This is a genomic window from Streptosporangium sandarakinum (genome assembly GCF_050942225.1).
GTDB classification, from domain to species: domain Bacteria; phylum Actinomycetota; class Actinomycetes; order Streptosporangiales; family Streptosporangiaceae; genus Streptosporangium; species Streptosporangium nondiastaticum.
Genome location: NZ_CP192034.1, coordinates 1,316,555 through 1,332,183, shown reverse-complemented (window position 1 = coordinate 1,332,183; position 15,629 = coordinate 1,316,555). Strand labels below are relative to the sequence as shown.

Here is a 15,629-nt window from a genome sequence, read left to right as displayed (position 1 = left end):
GTCCGCCGGGGAAGGATCATGTGCCCGGGGAGGGACACCGGCCTCGCGTGGCGGCGGGCCGTACGGCGGGCGGTCAGGGGGCGCGGGCGTGAAAAAAGGGCCACGCGCCCCCCACGGTCACGTGACCCCTCGTCATGTCACCGGACGCCCTCTCCGGACGCCCTCATCGTCTGCCGGAACCCTCAGACCGCCTCGCGCTTGATCCGGCGACGCTCTCGCTCCGAGAGCCCGCCCCAGATGCCGAACCGCTCGTCGTGCTCCAGCGCGTACTCCAGGCACTCGGCACGCACCTCGCACGAGCGGCAGACCTTCTTGGCCTCCCGGGTGGAGCCCCCCTTCTCCGGGAAGAACGCCTCCGGGTCGGTCTGCGCGCACAGCGCGCGTTCCTGCCAGCCGAGCTGCTCCTCAGCGATGCCGTCTTGTGCGATGACCAGGTCGGCCACTGCACACCTCCCTGCCACCCGCCCGCAAATCGAGCCCCCCTATGAACGCCCCCCTCCTACCCAGCAGGAGGAAGGCGTAACAACACGTGTGTAATTACACGCGCGTGGCCTGTGTGACGTCAAGCGGCATGCCGATGTCCGGGGAAAGACCTGCTCTCCCCGGTCGGCGTGTCGTGGCTCCTCGCCACGAGGGCGATCGGCAGGCGATCATGACGATCGCCTGGGCGTTCAGTGCTCTCGGCGGTCGGAACCGTACCAGGACATGTTCTGCTCCTGACCGGGGCCCACCCTTTCTCTATCCGTGCTTTCCTCTCCCGTGACCTGCGCCGAGCGCTCCGGCTTGTAGATCGCGGTCGGGTCGATGGTCGGGCGTGAGTCCCACGGCCTGAGCCCGGGGTCGGGGTCGTTCAGCGGGTCTCCCTGATAGGCGCCGGGGGTGAGCCGCATCGTCGACTCCTCATGCGCGTCCCACTGCCCGCCGCCCTGCTGCCCGCCCTGCTGCTGGTACGGCTGCGCCGCGGGCGGACCCTGGGGGGCCTGCGGATGTCCGAAGGGGTCGTCGTAGCCGCCGGTCTGCGGGCCCGGGGAGCCGGGGGAGGACATGTACTCCGGGACGCGCAGCTGCGGCTCGGTCCCCTGCGCCTGCTGGGCGTAGCTCTCCGCCTGCTGGGCGTAGCTCTCCGCCTGCTGGTAGGCCTGGGCGATCTGCTGGGAGCGGGGGTCCACCGGGGCGGGCGCCTGGTAGGGCGTGCCCTGCTCGGTCTGCCAGGCGAACTCGCCGCCGGAGTAGCCGGTGAGCGGCTGGCCGTAGTTCTCCGGCGGCTGCGGGAAGGACTGCTGCGGCCGGCCGTCGAAGGCGGTGTGCGCCCCGGCCTCGGCCGGCGGAGAGTAGCCCTCCTGCGGCGGGTAGGTCTCCTGCGGGGGCGTGTAGAACGGCGTCTGCTGCTCGGCCTGCGGAGCGTAACCGCCCATTCCGCTCTCGGCCGGCCGCCGGTCGTAGCCGGGAGGCTGCGGCTCGCCATAGGTCGGGGGCCGGGTCTGGTCGGCCTGGGCGGCGTAGGGGGCGTGCGGCTCGTACGGCGCGGCCGGCCGCTCGTACGGCGTGGCCGCGGGCTGCTCGTACGGCGTGGCCGCGGGCTGGACGTCGGCCGCCACGTACGGGCCGGGCGTGTACGGCTGCTCGGCCGGGGCCGCGGGGGTCTGCGGGGGCAGGGAGGGCTGTGCCGGAGCCGGGTTGTAGACCGGAGGCTGCGCGCCGTACCCCTGGTCGCCGGCCTGCGGCGCGTAGGCGGCCGGGGCGTGACCCTCACCGGCCTGCGGATAGGTCGGCCCGTGCCCCTCACCGGCCTGCGGATAGGCAGGCGCGTGCCCCTCGCCGGCCGGCGGCGCGTAGGCAGGCGCGTGGCCCTCGCTCGGCTGGGCCGGGTAGGCGGTGGTCGCGGCGGACTGGAGGTGGTTCTCGGACGGGTAGCCGCCGCCGTGCCCCTCGGGGACCATCGGGGCCGCGGGGCCCTGCGGAACCGCCGGACCCTGCGTGCCGCTCTGCGCGGGCGGGAGGGCCGGAAGGCCCCGGGAGTGCTGGGGCTGGCCGTGGGCGCCGGACGGGGCCTCCTGCGGCCGGAGACCCGGCTGCGCGCCCTGGTCCGGGAACCCGTGCTGGGCGGCGGGCGCCTGCTCCGCGGGGCCCTGCGGGATCCCCGGCCCCTGGAAGCCCTGCTGGCCCTGGTGGCTCTGGTGGCCAGGCTGACCCTGCTGGAAGGCGGCCTCCTGCTGCTGGAAACCCTGCTGTGGGGCCTGCTGGGGGGCCTGCGGGGCGCCGTACTGGGGGGCATGCGGCGAATCGGGCTGCTGGGCCGGGTTCTGCGGGAAGCCCTGCTGGAACGGCTGGTCCTGCCGGCCCCCGGCGGGTCCGGCCTGCGGGGGCGCCGGGACGGGCTGCTCCTGCGCCGGGGCGTACTGCCGCTCCTGCGGGCGCTGCTCCTGCGCGCCGCCCAGGCCGCCGACGGCGCCGAGGCCGCTTCCCTCGGCGAACCCGGCGGGCCGGGCCTTGGGAGCGGCCGCGGACATCCGGGGCAGCAGGTGGAGCAGCCCGACGGCGGCGAGCGCCAGCGCCGGAACGTTGAGGAGAAGGAACTCCAGCAGGCCCATGACGTCGTCACCGGCGAACAGCCCGCCGATCAGGCCGATCGCGCCGAACAGCGTCATCAGGCCGAGGGCGGCCACGGCCACCTGGGTCATGAGCCTCAGCCGCGCGACCGGCGGGCCGAAGTGGCTTCCGAGCAGGACGCCGCCGACGAGGAGCGCGACGAAAACCGGGGAGGCGAGGCCGCCGAGGATCGCCTGGGCGCGGACGGCGAAGGACACCTCGCCGTAGCCGGACAGCCCGAACAGCAGCCGCGTGATGCCGAAAAGGACGTTCATGGCCGCCGTGGCGACCATGAGCCACGCGGCCGGTCCGCGGAGCCGGTCAGCCTCGACGTTGTTCACAACTACCCCCACCGGGTCGTCAGGTAAATCCGAGCCAGTTTTGCACATGGCCGACTTACACGTCGGAACTCTCTGCAACCTCACCAGACCCACAAGACAACCATTAAGGACACTGCCGTATATTTCGGACGACCGTATCGGTGCTCCCGCCTGCGCGGACGGCTCCCGTAACGATCAAGACAAGGCGGCCGCCGCCTCACGCCGGGCTTCCGGACCGGCCGCCACGAGGCAGTGGAAGACTGGACGTCATGCGCATCGTGTCCCTCGCCGGCGGTATCGGCGGCGCCCGCTTCTTGCGCGGCCTGCGCGCCGCGGCCCCCGACTCGGAGATAACGGTCATCGGCAACACCGGTGACGACATCGTCCTGTACGGCCTGCAGGTCTGCCCCGACCTCGACACCGTGATGTACACCCTGGGCGGCGGCATCGACGAGGAGCAGGGCTGGGGCCGGCGCGACGAGTCCCACGTCGTCAAGGAGGAGCTGGCCGCCTACGGCGTCGAACCGCAGTGGTTCGGCCTGGGAGACCGCGACTTCGCCACCCACATCGTGCGCACCCAGATGCTGCGGGCCGGATACCCGCTGTCCGCGGTCACCGAGGCCCTGTGCGCCCGCTGGGAGCCGGGTGTGCGGCTGATCCCGATGACCGACGACCGCGTCGAGACCCACGTGGTCGTCTCCGACGAGCTGGGCCGCCGGGCGATCCACTTCCAGGAGTGGTGGGTGCGGATGCGCGCGTCCGTCCCGGCCGAGCGGATCGTCCTGGTCGGCGCCGACGAGGCCCGGCCCGCCCCCGGCGTGCTGGAGGCCGTCGCCGAGGCCGACGCGGTGATCCTGCCGCCGTCCAACCCGGTGGTCAGCATCGGCACGATCCTGCAGATCAAGGGCATCCGGGAGGCCCTTGAGGGCAAGACGGTCGTCGGGGTCTCCCCCATCGTCGGCGGCGCCCCGGTCCGCGGCATGGCCGACGCCTGCCTCGCCGCGATCGGTGTGGAGACCACCGCCCAGGCCGTCCTGGAGCTGTACGGCTCGCCGCTGCTGGACGGCTGGCTGGTCGCCGAGGAGGACGCCGGGGTCGGCCTCGACGGCGTCCGCGTCGAGGCCCGCCCCCTGATCATGCACGACGTCGAGGCGGCGACCGCGATCGCCCGCGCCGCGCTCGACATGGCCACCGACCTCGCGGCCTCGCGCGGCCGGGCCACCGGGACCGGGAGCGAAGCCACCGGAGCGCGGAACGAAGCCGCCGGGGCACAAGACGAAGAGGAAAGATGAGCAGGACCCGCCGCAAGCAGGACGAGCAGCCCGCCGAGACCAGACTGGAGATCTTCCCCGTCCCCGGGCTGCCCGAGGTACGGGAGGGGGACGACGTCGGCGCGCTGATCGCCGCGGCCATGCCCGACCTCCGCGACGGCGACATCCTCGTGGTCACCTCCAAGATCTCCAGCAAGGCCGAGGGCCGGGTCCGCCGCGGCGTAGGCCGCTCGGAGGCCGTCGCCGACGAGACCCGGCGGGTCGTCGCCCGGCGGGGCGAGACCGTCATCGCCGAGACCTCGCACGGGTTCGTGATGGCCGCCGCCGGGGTGGACGCCTCCAACTCCGAGCCCGGCACCGTCGTGCTGCTCCCGGTCGACCCCGACGCCTCCGCCGTGGCCGTCCGCAGGAGCATCCGGGAGCGGCTCGGCGTGTCGGTCGCGGTGATCGTCTCCGACACCTTCGGCCGTCCCTGGCGCAACGGCCAGACCGACATGGCCGTGGGCGTGGCCGGGATGACCGCCATGCTCGACTACCGGGGCCTGTCCGACGACTACGGCAACCCGCTCGAGGTGACCCTCACCGCGATCGCCGACGAGTTCGCCGCCGCCGGAGACCTGGTCAAGGGCAAGATCGCACAGACCCCGGTGGCGGTGATCCGCGGCATGGCGGAGTACACCACCGAGGAGGACGGGCCGGGCGTGCGGGAGCTGGTCCGCCAGTCCGAGGACGACATGTTCCGGTACGGCTCGCGCGACGTGGTCTTCGCCCGCCGCACCATCCGTGAGTTCGCCGCCGAGCCGGTGGACGGCGCCAAGGTCCGCCGGGCGGTGGACGCGGCGATCGCCGCCCCGGCGCCGCACCACACGACCCCCTGGCGGTTCGTGCTGCTGGAGTCGGCCGAGGCCCGTCTGCGGCTGCTCGACGCCATGCGGGAGGCGTGGATCTCCGACCTGCGGGGCGACGGCTTCTCCGAGGCGTCGATCGAGCGGCGGGTCAGGCGCGGGGAGGTGCTGCGGGCGGCGCCGTACCTCGCCGTGCCCTGCCTGGTCATGGACGGTTCCCACACCTACCCCGACCGGCGCCGCGCGGCGGCCGAGCGGGAGATGTTCGTGGTCGCGGCGGGCGCCGGGGTGCAGAACTTCCTGGTCCAGCTCGCGGTGGAGGGTCTGGGGTCGGCCTGGGTGTCGTCCACCATGTTCTGCCGCGACGTGGTCCGCGAGGTACTGGACCTGCCCGCGACGTGGGACCCGATGGGCGCCGTCGCGATCGGCCGCCCGGCCGCGCCGCCGCGCGAGCGGGCCCCGAGGAAGGCGGACGACTTCATCGCGGTCCGGTAGGCCGGATCCCGCCCTTCCGACAATAAAGATTGTCGGATACAGTGGTGGCATGCTGGATGTGGCGGTGATCGACGACCCGGCCGCGGCCGAGGTCTCACTGGACCCGATCCGGGCCCGGTTGCTGGCCGAGCTGGCCGAGCCGGCCTCGGCCACCATGCTGGCCGCCAAGGTCGGCCTGCCCCGTCAGAAGGTCAACTACCACCTGAAGACCCTGGAGCAGCACGGCCTGGTGGAGCTGGTCGAGGAGCGCAGGAAGGGCAACGTCACCGAGCGGGTGATGCGCGCCACCGCCTCCTCCTACGTCATCTCCCCGGTCGCGCTGGCCCCGGTGGCGCCCGACCCGTCGCGCGCGCCCGACCGGCTGTCGGCCCGCTGGCTGCTGGCCGTCGCCTCCCGGCTGGTGCGCGACGTGGGCGAGCTGATCAGCGGCGCGACCCGGGCGCAGAAGCGGGTGGCGACGTTCGCCATCGACGGCGAGGTGCGCTTCGCCTCGGCGGCCGACCGCGCCGCCTTCGCCGAGGAGCTGTCCGGCGCGGTCACCGCGCTGGTCGCCAAGTACCACGACGAGACGGCCGAGGGTGGGCGGCCCCACCGCCTCGTCATCGCGATTCATCCGCGCGTCACTCCCGAATCGGTGCAGACTCGGACCACCGGGTCCGACGGCACCGAGGAGAGCTGAATGCTGCACGAGTTCGATCTGCGCAAGGAGATCACCCTTCCGGCCACCCCCGAGGAGGTGTGGGAGGCCATCGCGACCGGTCCGGGCATCGACTCGTGGTTCATGGGGCGCAACGAGGTCCTCGGCGGCGAGGGCGGCAGCACGCGGATGACCCTCGGCGGCATGGCGGAGGGCTCCACCATCACCGCCTGGGAGCCGGGCAAGCGGTTCGCCCACCGCGGCGAGGAGGCCCCCGACGGCAGGTTCATGGCCTTCGAGTACCTCATCGAGGGACGCGACGGCGGCAGCACCGTGCTGCGCCTGGCGCAGCACGGCTTCCTCGGCGACGACTGGGAGGCCGAGTACGAGGCCATGCAGGAGGGCTGGGACATGTACCTCCACACCCTGGCCGCCTACCTGCTCCATTTCCCCGGCCGCACCGCCACGGCGGTCGTCTCCGCCTTCCGCCCTGGGTCCGCCGACCAGGACCGCGCCTGGTCGCTGCTCACCGGCGCGCTCGGCCTGCCCGGCGACCCCGCCGCGGGCGACCCGGCCCGCGTCACGGTGGACGGGCTCGCCCCGGTCGAGGGCGTGGTCGACTACGCCGCCGGACGGTCCCTGCTGGGCGTCCGCACCGCCGACGGCCTCTACCGGTTCATCCACTCCGGCCCGGAACGGGGCGACGTGATGGTCCTGGGCCACCACCTGTTCGCCCCCGACGCCGACGCCGCGAAGGCCGAACGGGCCTGGCAGGACTGGCTCACCGCCCTGTTCTCCTGATCATCGGGCGGGGACGTCGCGGGCCGCCCCTCCTTTCGGAGGGAACGCCCCCGCGATGCCCGTCCGGCAGGCTCAGCGCGCCTCCAGCGGGAGCGGGGCCCGTACGCTGCGGCAGACGCCGTCGCTCGCCGCGGCGGCGGCCAGCCGCTCGGCGTCCGGCACACCGTAGGAGGTGGTGCGCTGCCGGACCGGCCGGCCGGTGGGGGCGACCATCGCCGCGATCTCGGTGATCGTCTTGAAGGAGCCGTTCTCGGATCCGGCCATGCGGCTGATCGTCTCCTCCATCAGCGTGCCGCCGAGGTCGTTGACGCCGCCCTGGAGCACCTGGCGGCACAGGTCGTCGCGGAGCTTGACCCAGGAGCACTGGATGTTGCCGATCGCGCCGTGCAGCAGGACGCGGGCCAGCGCGTGCACGGCCCGGTTCTCCCGTGCCGTCGGTCCGGGCCGGGCGATCCCGGCGAGGTAGATGGGGGCGCTGGTGTGGACGAACGGCAGCGGCACGAACTCGGTGAAGCCGCCGGTCTCCTCCTGGATACGGCGGATCAGCCGGATGTGCCGCACCCAGTGGGCGTGGGTGTCCACGTGGCCGTACATCATCGTGGCCGTCGTCGGGATGCCGAGCCGGTGGGCGGTGGTGATCACCTCGACCCACTCGGCGGCGGGCAGCTTGCCCTTGGTCAGCACCCACCGCACGTCGTCGTCGAGGATCTCGGCCGCGGTCCCCGGCAGGGAGTCCACGCCCGCCTCCCTGGCCCCGGCGAGCCACTCCTCGACGGACACGTTGAGCCGGCTGGCGCCGTTGACGACCTCCATCGGCGAGAAGGCGTGCAGGTGCATGTCCGGCACCCGGGCCTTGACCGCGCGGGCGAGGTCGAAGTAGGCGTCACCCGGCATGTCGGGGTGGATGCCGCCCTGCATGCACACCTCGGTCGCCCCGGCCTGCCACCCCTCCCAGGCGCGGTCGGCGACCTGCTCCAGGCTGAGCGTGTAGGCGTCGGCGTCGGTACGGCGCTGCGCGAAGGCGCAGAACCGGCAGCCGGTGTAGCAGACGTTGGTGAAGTTGATGTTCCGGTTGACGACGTAGGTCACGTCGTCCCCGGCCGCCTGGCGGCGCAGGTCGTCGGCGATCCGGCACAGCTCGTCCAGCGCGGCGTCGTCCGCGCCCGCGCCGTCGGCGTCGCCGGCGGTGTCGAGGAGGATGAGCGCCTGCTCCTCGGTCAGCCCGGCCGGGTTGGACGCGGCCCGCCGCAGCGCCTCCGACACCTCCCCCAGCAGCGCCGCGGGCGCCCGCCCGGCACGGTCCCCGGACGGCGGGCCCGCGGGCAGGCGGTCCCTCAGGGCGTCCCAGTCGCCGTAGACGTGGTCGAAGTCGTCGCGGCGGTCGCGGCTGCGTCCCTCGGTGTCCACGGCCGTGTGCAGGTCGGTACGGCCCGCGGCGGCGAACCCGCCGTCCGGCTCCTGCCAGGGGCGGCCCACCGGCGTCGCGCCCTCGCGGGCCAGGCCGGTCTCCGGGTCGGCGAGTGCGGCCACGTGCCCGCGCAGCCGGGGGTCGAGCCACGGCTCGCCGGCCAGCACGTACTCGGGGTAGATCGTCAGCCGCTCGCGCAGGGTGAACCCGGCGGCGGCGGTGCGGGCGGCGAGGTCGTCGATCTGCGGCCAGGGCCGCTCGGGGTTGACGTGGTCGGGCGTCAGCGGAGAGACGCCGCCCCAGTCGTCGATGCCGGCCCGGATCATCAGGGCGTGCTCGCCGTCCACCAGGTTGGGCGGGGCCTGCAACCGCACGCGCGGTCCGAGCACCAGCCGGGCCACCGCGATCGTGGCGGCCAGCTCCCGCAGGTCGGCGTCGGGCATGCCGCGCATCGCCGTGTCGGGCTTGGCGCGGAAGTTCTGGACGATGACCTCCTGGAGCCCGCCGTACTCGCGGGCCACCGCGCGCAGCGCGAACAGCGACTCGGCGCGCTCGGCGACGGTCTCGCCGATGCCGATGAGGATGCCGCTGGTGAACGGCACGTTCGTGCGCCCGGCGTCCTCCAGGACGCGCAGCCGTACCGCCGGGTCCTTGTCGGGCGAGCCGTAGTGCGGGCCGCCCTTCTCCTCGAACAGCCGCCGCGAGGTGGTCTCCAGCATCATGCCCATCGACGGCGCGACCGGCTTGAGCCGCTGCAGGTCGCGCCAGGACAGCACGCCCGGGTTCAGGTGCGGCAGCAGCCCGGTCTCCTCCAGGACCCGGATCGCCATGGCGCGGACGTAGGAGAGGGTGTCGTCGTAGCCGTGGGCGTGCAGCCACTCGCGGGCCTGGGGCCAGCGGTCCTCGGGCCGGTCGCCGAGGGTGAACAGCGCCTCCTTGCAGCCCAGTTCCGCGCCCCGCCGGGCGATGTCCAGCACCTCGTCGGGGCCGAGGTACATGCTCTCCAGCCGGTGCGGGGCGACGGCGAACGTGCAGTAGCCGCACCGGTCGCGGCAGAGCCGGGTCAGCGGGATGAAGACCTTGCGGCTGTAGGTGACGACCCCCGGCCGCCCGGCGGCGGCGAGGCCCGCGTCCCGGACCCGCCCGGCGTGTTCCAGCAGGGCGTCGAGGTGCTCTCCGGTCGCGTGCAGCAGGACGGTGGCCTCGGTGACGTCGAGGGTCTTGCCGTCCCGGGCACGGGCCAGGGCTCGCCGCGTCGCGGTGTCGGTGGGGTTCACGCTCATGGGGGCACATTACGGCCCGCTCCCCGGCCGGCTCGCCGCGGGTCCGGATCGCCGTCCGGACATTTCAGCAGATCTGAACTATCAGGTAAAGAAAGTCTCGATGGACGTAAATGCATGCGTAAACATATATTTGAGGAGTCCCAAGGAGATCCCTGACAGGAGCCGATGATGATCTGGTTTCTTCTCGCCCTCGGCCTCGTCGCCGCCCTCGGCCCGCTGGCCGGTGCCGACTCACGCGACGGCCGCGACTGGCAGCCCGCCACGGCCTTCGCGGACCGCTTCCCGGTCAGAAAGAGCGGAAGTCGCGCGCGGCGAGCCGCGGCCCGCGAGCGGGCGGCCGCTCACCGCACAGCGCCAGCAGCCGGCTGACCCGGTGCCGGTGGCCCCGGTAGGGGGCCAGCAGCCGCAACATCCCCGCGTCGTCGGTCCGCTCCCGCGCCAGCGACCAGCCGACCAGCGACGGAAGGTGGAAGTCGCCCACCGACACCGCGTCCGCGTCGCCGTGCGAGCGCTGCCGCACCTCCGCGGACGTCCACACCCCCACCCCGGGCAGCGCCCGCAGCAGCCGGTCGGCCTCGGCGCTGCCCGAGACCGCCTCCAGTTTGGCGGCGTGCCACGCGGCGTTCGCGATCGTCCGCGCCCGTACGGCCTCGGCCCCCGCCCGGTGCCAGTCCCACGAGGGGATCGACCGCCACACCTCGGGGGCGGGGAAGACCCGCATCCCCTCGGGCGCGGGGCCCGGGGCGGGCTCGCCGTACCGGCGCAGCAGCCACCGCCACGCCCGCCACGCCTCGGCCGTCACGACCTTCTGTTCGAGAACGGCGGGGACCAGCGCCTCCAGCACCCGGAAGGTGCGCCCGATCCGCAGGCCCGCGTGCCGTCCGGCGGCGACGCGGACCACGTCGTGCGCCGGGACGAGCCCCTCGGGGTCGTCGTCGGCGCCGAGCAGCGCAGGCAGGGTCTCCAGCAGCCAGCCGGCCCCCGGTCCCCACGCGGCGCCGCTGACCCGGCCGTGCCGCAGCGAGACCCGTAGCGTGCCGGGACCGTCGGGGGTCCGTGACGTCCGCCATACCGCCCCGTCGGGGGTCATCCGCCAGGCGGGGTCACCGCCGCCCCGCCGGTGCGGCGCCAGGACGAGCTCCAGGTCGAGCGGCCGGTCCTGCGGCCACTCGCGCCGCTTCGGCCCGCCGCCCGCCGGGCCGGTGAGGACCGGCGACGCCCCGGTCCCGGCCTTGGTCCCGGCTTCGGACGGCCGGAGCGCCTCGCCGGGCGTCCCGACCGGCCCGACCGTCCAGGAGCCGTCCGCGCCGCGCGGCGGCCAGGCCGCGCCGGGGCCCCTGCGGAAACGCCCTCCCATGCCGCTCCCCTTGCCCCCGGGCCGTACCCGCGAACCGCGGTCAGACGTCGCTGGAGAAGCGGACGGCGCACTCCGGCAGCACGACACCCGGCCAGAGACGGCTGCCCGCGAGCAGCTCGTTGCCGGAGCCGACCACCGCGCCGTCGCCGATCACCGCCCCCCGCAGGACCGCGCCCGGGAAGATCTCGGCGCCGATCCCGATCACCGAGTCCACCACCGTCGCCCCCTCGTGGACCACGCACTCGTCGCTCAGCACGCTGCCGGAGACCTGCGCGCCGGACTCCACGACCGCGCGGGCGCCCACCGTCGAGCCGCCCTCGACCTTCGCCTCGGGCGAGACCACCGCGCCGGGCAGGGCGAGGAACTCGCCGGTGGGGCCGGGCAGGGCCGGCGAGTGGAGGCGGCCGAGGACCAGGTCGCGGGAGCCCTTGACGAACGCGGCGGGCGTCCCCACGTCGAGCCAGTAGGAGGCGTCGGCGTACCCGAGCACCGGGACGCCCGCCTCGATCATCGAGGGGAAGGTCTCCCGCTCGACCGAGACGACCTCGCCGGCCGGGATCGTGTCGATCACCGAGCGGGTGAAGACGTAGCAGCCGGCGTTGATCCGGTTGGTGACCGGGTTGGGGGTCTTCTCCAGGAAGGCCGTCACCCGGCCCTCGTCGTCGGTCGGCACGCACCCGAAGCGCGTCGGGTCGTCCACCTCGGTCAGATGCAGGGTGACGGCGGCCCGCCGCTCGACGTGCATGGCGACCTGCGCGCCGATGTCGTGGCCGGACAGGATGTCGCCGTTGAGCACCAGCACCGGCGCGTCGGGGCCGCAGGTCAGCGCCTCGGCGGCGTTGCGGATGGCGCCGCCGGTGCCGAGCGGCGTCTCCTCGGTCATGTACTCCAGCGAGAGGCCGAACGCCGAGCCGTCCCCGAACGCCTCGGAGAACATCTCCGCCCGGTAGGAGGTGGCGAACACGATGCGCCGCACGCCGAACGAGCGGGCCCGCGAGAGCTGGTGCGCGAGAAAGGGAACCCCCGCCGTGGGCAGCAGCGGCTTGGGCGTGCCGAGGGTCAACGGACGAAGGCGCGTGCCCTGTCCACCGACAAGGAGGATCGCCTCAAGATCCGGCAAAGGGGTTTCCATCATCCCGCGAGGTTAGCTCACTATTCGACCGCGCGCCGATACGACACGACGTGCGCCTCCGCGGAAGCCTCCCAGGTGAACTCCCTGGCACGGGCCGGACCGGCCGCCGAGAGCACCCGGCGGCGCTCCCCGGAGGCCAGCAGCGCGCGCAGCGCCTCGCCGATGCTGACGTCGTCGGGTTCGGTGTAGGCGACCGCGTCGCCGCCCACCTCCGGCAGCGAGGCGCGGTGCGTGGTGAGCACCGGGGCGCCGCAGGCCATCGCCTCCAGAACCGGCAGCCCGAAGCCCTCTCCCAGGGAGGGGAAGGCCGCCACCGTCGCCCCGCCGAAGAAGCCGCACAGGTCGGTGAAGGCGAGGTATCCCGGCATCAGCACCCGCAGGCGCGACGGCGCCTCGCGCACCGCGTCCTCCACGCCGGCGTCGCGGGCGCCGGCCGTACCCCCGGCCAGCACCAGCGCGGGAGGCGCGGGCAGGTCGCCGACGGCGCGGACGAAGCCGCGGACGAGGTTGGGGACGTTCTTGCGCGGCTCCAGCGGGCCGAGGAAGGCCACGTAGGGGGCGCCGTGCAGGCCGAGCCGGTCGGCGGCGTGCCTGACCTCCCGCGCGGACGGCGGATGGAAGAGCGCCGGGTCCACGCCGTGGTAGGCGACGTCGATCCGGGTCGGGTCGGCCGCGAGCACCCGGACCAGCTCGTCCCGCGTCGCCTTGGAGGGCACGATCACCCGCGCGGCGTGCCGTACGGCCGTGCGGGTCGCCGAGCGGAAGAACGCCGCCTTGAGCGGGTCGTGCCGGGCGGGCTCGGTGAAGCAGGTGACGTCGTGGACGGTCACCACGGTCGGCAGGCCCGAGCGCAGCGGCATCGAGTAATAGGGGGCGTGGATCACCGTGGCGCCGGCCTGCCGGGCGAGGACCGGCAGGCCGGTCTGCTCCCACGCCAGCCTGGCCGCGCGGTTGGCGATCCGCAGCGGGCCGGTGAGGATCCGCGCCGACGGCGCGAGCGCGGCGTACCGCTCGCCGTCGGCCCGCTGGCAGACGATCGCGAGGTCGGTGCCGGCCCGGTCGAGCGCCGCGACGAGCCCGTCGACGTATCTGATCAGTGCGCCGCGGTCCGCGGGGACCGCGGCCGCGTCCACAAGCACCCGGAACGTCACCGAGGATCACTCCCCCCAACGGGTTCGGTGTGATGCGCGCGGAAGGGCCGCCCCTCTCCGGTCCCTCACTCTATTGCCAGAGCCTCGGGAAATGTGCGACGAATCACACAGGTTCTCCCCGTGCCGCCCACCCGGACTCTCCCGGGCGACGTCATGCGGGGGAGGGCACCTCACGCCGTACCGCTCACCCGGGTTCCCCGCGCGGCATCATGCGGGGGCACCTCACACCGTGCCGCTCACCCGGATTCCTCCCGGGCGGCGTCGTGCGGGGAGGGCACCTCGCGCCGCGCGGCCAGGCCGGCCGCGCCCGCGCAGACGAGGTCGCCGATGACGATCACGACCCGGGAGCAGAGCGCCACCGCGATGGCCGGCCCCCGGTCGAGGACCGGCGCCATGACGGCCACCATCGCCACCTCGCGCACCCCCGCGCCGGCCGGGACCACGAACGTCATGATGCCCAGGCACCACGACAGCGCGAACGCCCCGATGGAGAACAGCACCGCCGACGCCCCGGAGGGGCCGAGCTGCGTCACGAGCGCCGCCAGGTGCAGGCCGTAGGCGATCCAGCCGAGCGTCGCCCAGCCCAGCGCGGTGAGCATGCCCCGGCGGGTGAGCGGGCGCTCCAGCGGGCCGCGGCCCAGCTTGCGCAGCCCGAACCCGAGGACGGCGTTGATCACCCGCGGCTCGAACGCCACCGCCAGCACCGGCACCAGCAGGAACACCCAGGCGTACGGCACCGCCGTCCCCGGCAGGGCCACCAGCAGCGTCACCGCCGAGACGACCAGCCCGCTGGCGAGCTGCACCGGCAGCGTCAGGAAGAACGCCGCGGCGCTGCGCGGCCGGGGCACGCCCAGCTCCCGGCCCATCTCCATCTGCGCGAGCACCGGCCACAGCGAGCCGGGGATGTACTTGCCGAGCTGCCCGACGAAGAAGACCTTCGCCCCGGCGCGCACCGGCAGCGGCGAGCCGAGGTCCGCCAGCAGCGACCGCCACGTCATCATGCCGCCGCCCAGCGCCGCGACCACCGCGACCAGCGACAGCACGAGCGACGGCCACGACAGACGGGCGAAACCGGCGCTGATCTCCGTCCACTGGCGCGCCACCGCCCATGCCCCGAACCCCAGGGCGACGAGCAGGAACGCGACGCGGACCAGCCTGCGCAGCGGCTTCGCCGGCCTGGCGGGCCGCACGGCTCCCTCTTCCTCTTCCCGACGGTCCTCGGGCCTCTCCACGGGCATGCGGCCTCCCCGGGACCTCATCGTCCGGCCACCGGACTCACCGCGTGGCCACCGGGTCGGGCGGCTGGGGCAGCGACGGCCCGGCCGGGCGGCGGCCGCCCTTGGTCGCCACCCACAGGTAGGTCGGCACCACCGGCAGCAGCGCCCGCAGGACGGGGCGGGGCAGCCGGGACAGCACGGCGGTGGCCGCGCGGCCCGCCGCGCCCGGGAACAGCTCCGACCCGGCGAAGGCCGCCGGGGTGGCGAGCACCGGGAAGGTGTAGTCCCACACCCGGAACCCCCGGGCCATCCGCCGCAGGCCGCTGCGGGTGCGGTATCGCTCGTAGTAGCTGTCGGCCCGGCCGAAGAGGCGCACGTAGCGGTCGGCCAGGGCGGGCGGCAGGTAGGACAGGAACGGCAGCTTGTAGTGCGGCTCCATCACCCCGAGCCGGTTGCCCAGCCCGAGGTACAGGACGCCGCCGTCGGCCAGCACCCGGTGCATCTCGGCCATGATCGCGTCGGGGTCGACGACGTGCTCGTAGATGTGGTTGAACACCAGCACGTCGATCGAGGAGTCGGGGAACGGCAACGCGGTGCCGTCGGCGCACACGAACCGGACCCGGTCGCCGAACCGCTGGGCCGCCCGGCGCAGGCCGGGCACGTCGATGTCGACGCCGAAGGTGCGGCGCGCGCCCGCCGAGGCCAGCTCGTCGGCGATGAACCCGGCCGAGCAGCCGATGTCGGCGACGGTCAGCCCTTCCAGGACGTCCTTGTCGCGGCCGAGGAAGTGACCCAGCACCGCCACGATCTTCGCGGCCTTGCGGCGGCGCTTCTCCTCGTCCAGCATCGCCGCCTGGAACTCGGAGTACTCCAGCTGGGCCTGGCGCTCCCCGCCCGCCCCGCCTCCCGGCCTCCCGGTCGCCTTACCGCTCGCCTTTCCGCTCACCGAGTCGTCCACCGCTCCCCGCTCGCCCGCGCCGTCACCCGGCGCGTCCGGCCCGTCGTCCGTCGTCCGCCGGCTCCGGTCGCCCGGCGGCGCCTCCGGCTCCTCGTCCGTCGGCGTCCGTCGGCGTCCGTCGTCGTCGGCCGCCCGGCGGCGCGTTCTCACCGGCGCCGCCATGCC

12 protein-coding genes are annotated in these 15,629 nt (G+C 74.3%); 4 read left to right on the top strand and 8 right to left on the bottom strand.

What is annotated here, in order from left to right:
* Positions 1-182: 182 nt before the first annotated feature.
* Both ACQP10_RS06400 and ACQP10_RS06395 read right to left on the bottom strand, forming a co-directional pair.
* Positions 183-443 (bottom strand): WhiB family transcriptional regulator, encoded by a 261-nt coding sequence (locus tag ACQP10_RS06400; RefSeq protein ID WP_179819442.1) that lies wholly within the window; start codon positions 441-443, stop codon positions 183-185.
* Between the two features lie 228 nt (positions 444-671).
* Entirely contained in the window at positions 672-2,942 is a 2,271-nt protein-coding gene (locus ACQP10_RS06395) for a hypothetical protein (protein WP_433541037.1), read from the bottom strand.
* A 236-nt stretch (positions 2,943-3,178) separates the two neighbouring features.
* Here ACQP10_RS06395 and cofD point away from each other — a divergent pair, with 236 nt between their 5' ends.
* Genes cofD through ACQP10_RS06375 form a run of 4 tightly spaced genes read left to right on the top strand, consistent with a single transcriptional unit; the run spans position 3,179 to position 6,958 of the window.
* A complete protein-coding gene (gene cofD / locus ACQP10_RS06390; RefSeq protein ID WP_246423937.1) occupies positions 3,179-4,201 on the top strand; it encodes a 2-phospho-L-lactate transferase in 1,023 nt (340 codons plus the stop codon).
* A complete protein-coding gene (locus tag ACQP10_RS06385; protein ID WP_346021891.1) occupies positions 4,198-5,520 on the top strand; it encodes a coenzyme F420-0:L-glutamate ligase in 1,323 nt (440 codons plus the stop codon). The genes cofD and ACQP10_RS06385 overlap by 4 nt, the downstream gene beginning before the upstream one ends.
* Positions 5,521-5,569: 49 nt before the next feature.
* Positions 5,570-6,199, top strand: a complete 630-nt coding sequence (locus ACQP10_RS06380; RefSeq protein ID WP_179819445.1) for an ArsR/SmtB family transcription factor — start codon at positions 5,570-5,572, stop codon at positions 6,197-6,199.
* On the top strand, positions 6,200-6,958 hold the full coding sequence (locus ACQP10_RS06375) for an SRPBCC family protein (RefSeq protein ID WP_179819446.1): 759 nt from the start codon (positions 6,200-6,202) through the stop codon (positions 6,956-6,958).
* A 72-nt stretch (positions 6,959-7,030) separates the two neighbouring features.
* Here ACQP10_RS06375 and ACQP10_RS06370 read toward each other — a convergent pair whose 3' ends face one another.
* From ACQP10_RS06370 to ACQP10_RS06345, 6 genes are all read right to left on the bottom strand, one after another.
* On the bottom strand, positions 7,031-9,649 hold the full coding sequence (locus ACQP10_RS06370) for a bifunctional FO biosynthesis protein CofGH (RefSeq protein ID WP_433541036.1): 2,619 nt from the start codon (positions 9,647-9,649) through the stop codon (positions 7,031-7,033).
* A 286-nt stretch (positions 9,650-9,935) separates the two neighbouring features.
* A complete protein-coding gene (locus ACQP10_RS06365; RefSeq protein ID WP_399499950.1) occupies positions 9,936-11,006 on the bottom strand; it encodes a DNA-3-methyladenine glycosylase family protein in 1,071 nt (356 codons plus the stop codon).
* A gap of 40 nt (positions 11,007-11,046) precedes the next feature.
* The gene (locus ACQP10_RS06360) at positions 11,047-12,138 is read right to left on the bottom strand and encodes a sugar phosphate nucleotidyltransferase (protein ID WP_428837525.1); all 1,092 of its coding nucleotides are present in this window, start codon (positions 12,136-12,138) and stop codon (positions 11,047-11,049) included.
* Between the two features lie 20 nt (positions 12,139-12,158).
* Complete coding sequence (locus ACQP10_RS06355; RefSeq protein WP_433541035.1) at positions 12,159-13,289, bottom strand: glycosyltransferase family 4 protein; 1,131 nt, start codon at positions 13,287-13,289, stop codon at positions 12,159-12,161.
* 236 nt (positions 13,290-13,525) lie between these two features.
* On the bottom strand, positions 13,526-14,527 hold the full coding sequence (locus ACQP10_RS06350) for a lysylphosphatidylglycerol synthase domain-containing protein (protein WP_389993446.1): 1,002 nt from the start codon (positions 14,525-14,527) through the stop codon (positions 13,526-13,528).
* Between the two features lie 37 nt (positions 14,528-14,564).
* Positions 14,565-15,626 (bottom strand): class I SAM-dependent methyltransferase, encoded by a 1,062-nt coding sequence (locus ACQP10_RS06345; RefSeq protein WP_246423941.1) that lies wholly within the window; start codon positions 15,624-15,626, stop codon positions 14,565-14,567.
* Between the last annotated feature and the right edge of the window lie 3 nt (positions 15,627-15,629).

What these genes read in the sequence shown, in the direction of transcription:
- cofD (WP_246423937.1), top strand. Translation starts at nt 3,179, where the DNA reads ATGCGCATCGTGTCCCTCGCCGGCGGTATCGGCGGCGCCCGCTTCTTG.
- ACQP10_RS06385 (WP_346021891.1), top strand. Translation starts at nt 4,198, where the DNA reads ATGAGCAGGACCCGCCGCAAGCAGGACGAGCAGCCCGCCGAGACCAGA.
- ACQP10_RS06380 (WP_179819445.1), top strand. Translation starts at nt 5,570, where the DNA reads ATGCTGGATGTGGCGGTGATCGACGACCCGGCCGCGGCCGAGGTCTCA.
- ACQP10_RS06375 (WP_179819446.1), top strand. Translation starts at nt 6,200, where the DNA reads ATGCTGCACGAGTTCGATCTGCGCAAGGAGATCACCCTTCCGGCCACC.
- ACQP10_RS06370 (WP_433541036.1), bottom strand. Translation starts at nt 9,649, where the DNA reads ATGAGCGTGAACCCCACCGACACCGCGACGCGGCGAGCCCTGGCCCGT.
- ACQP10_RS06365 (WP_399499950.1), bottom strand. Translation starts at nt 11,006, where the DNA reads ATGGGAGGGCGTTTCCGCAGGGGCCCCGGCGCGGCCTGGCCGCCGCGC.
- ACQP10_RS06360 (WP_428837525.1), bottom strand. Translation starts at nt 12,138, where the DNA reads ATGGAAACCCCTTTGCCGGATCTTGAGGCGATCCTCCTTGTCGGTGGA.
- ACQP10_RS06350 (WP_389993446.1), bottom strand. Translation starts at nt 14,527, where the DNA reads ATGCCCGTGGAGAGGCCCGAGGACCGTCGGGAAGAGGAAGAGGGAGCC.
- ACQP10_RS06345 (WP_246423941.1), bottom strand. Translation starts at nt 15,626, where the DNA reads ATGGCGGCGCCGGTGAGAACGCGCCGCCGGGCGGCCGACGACGACGGA.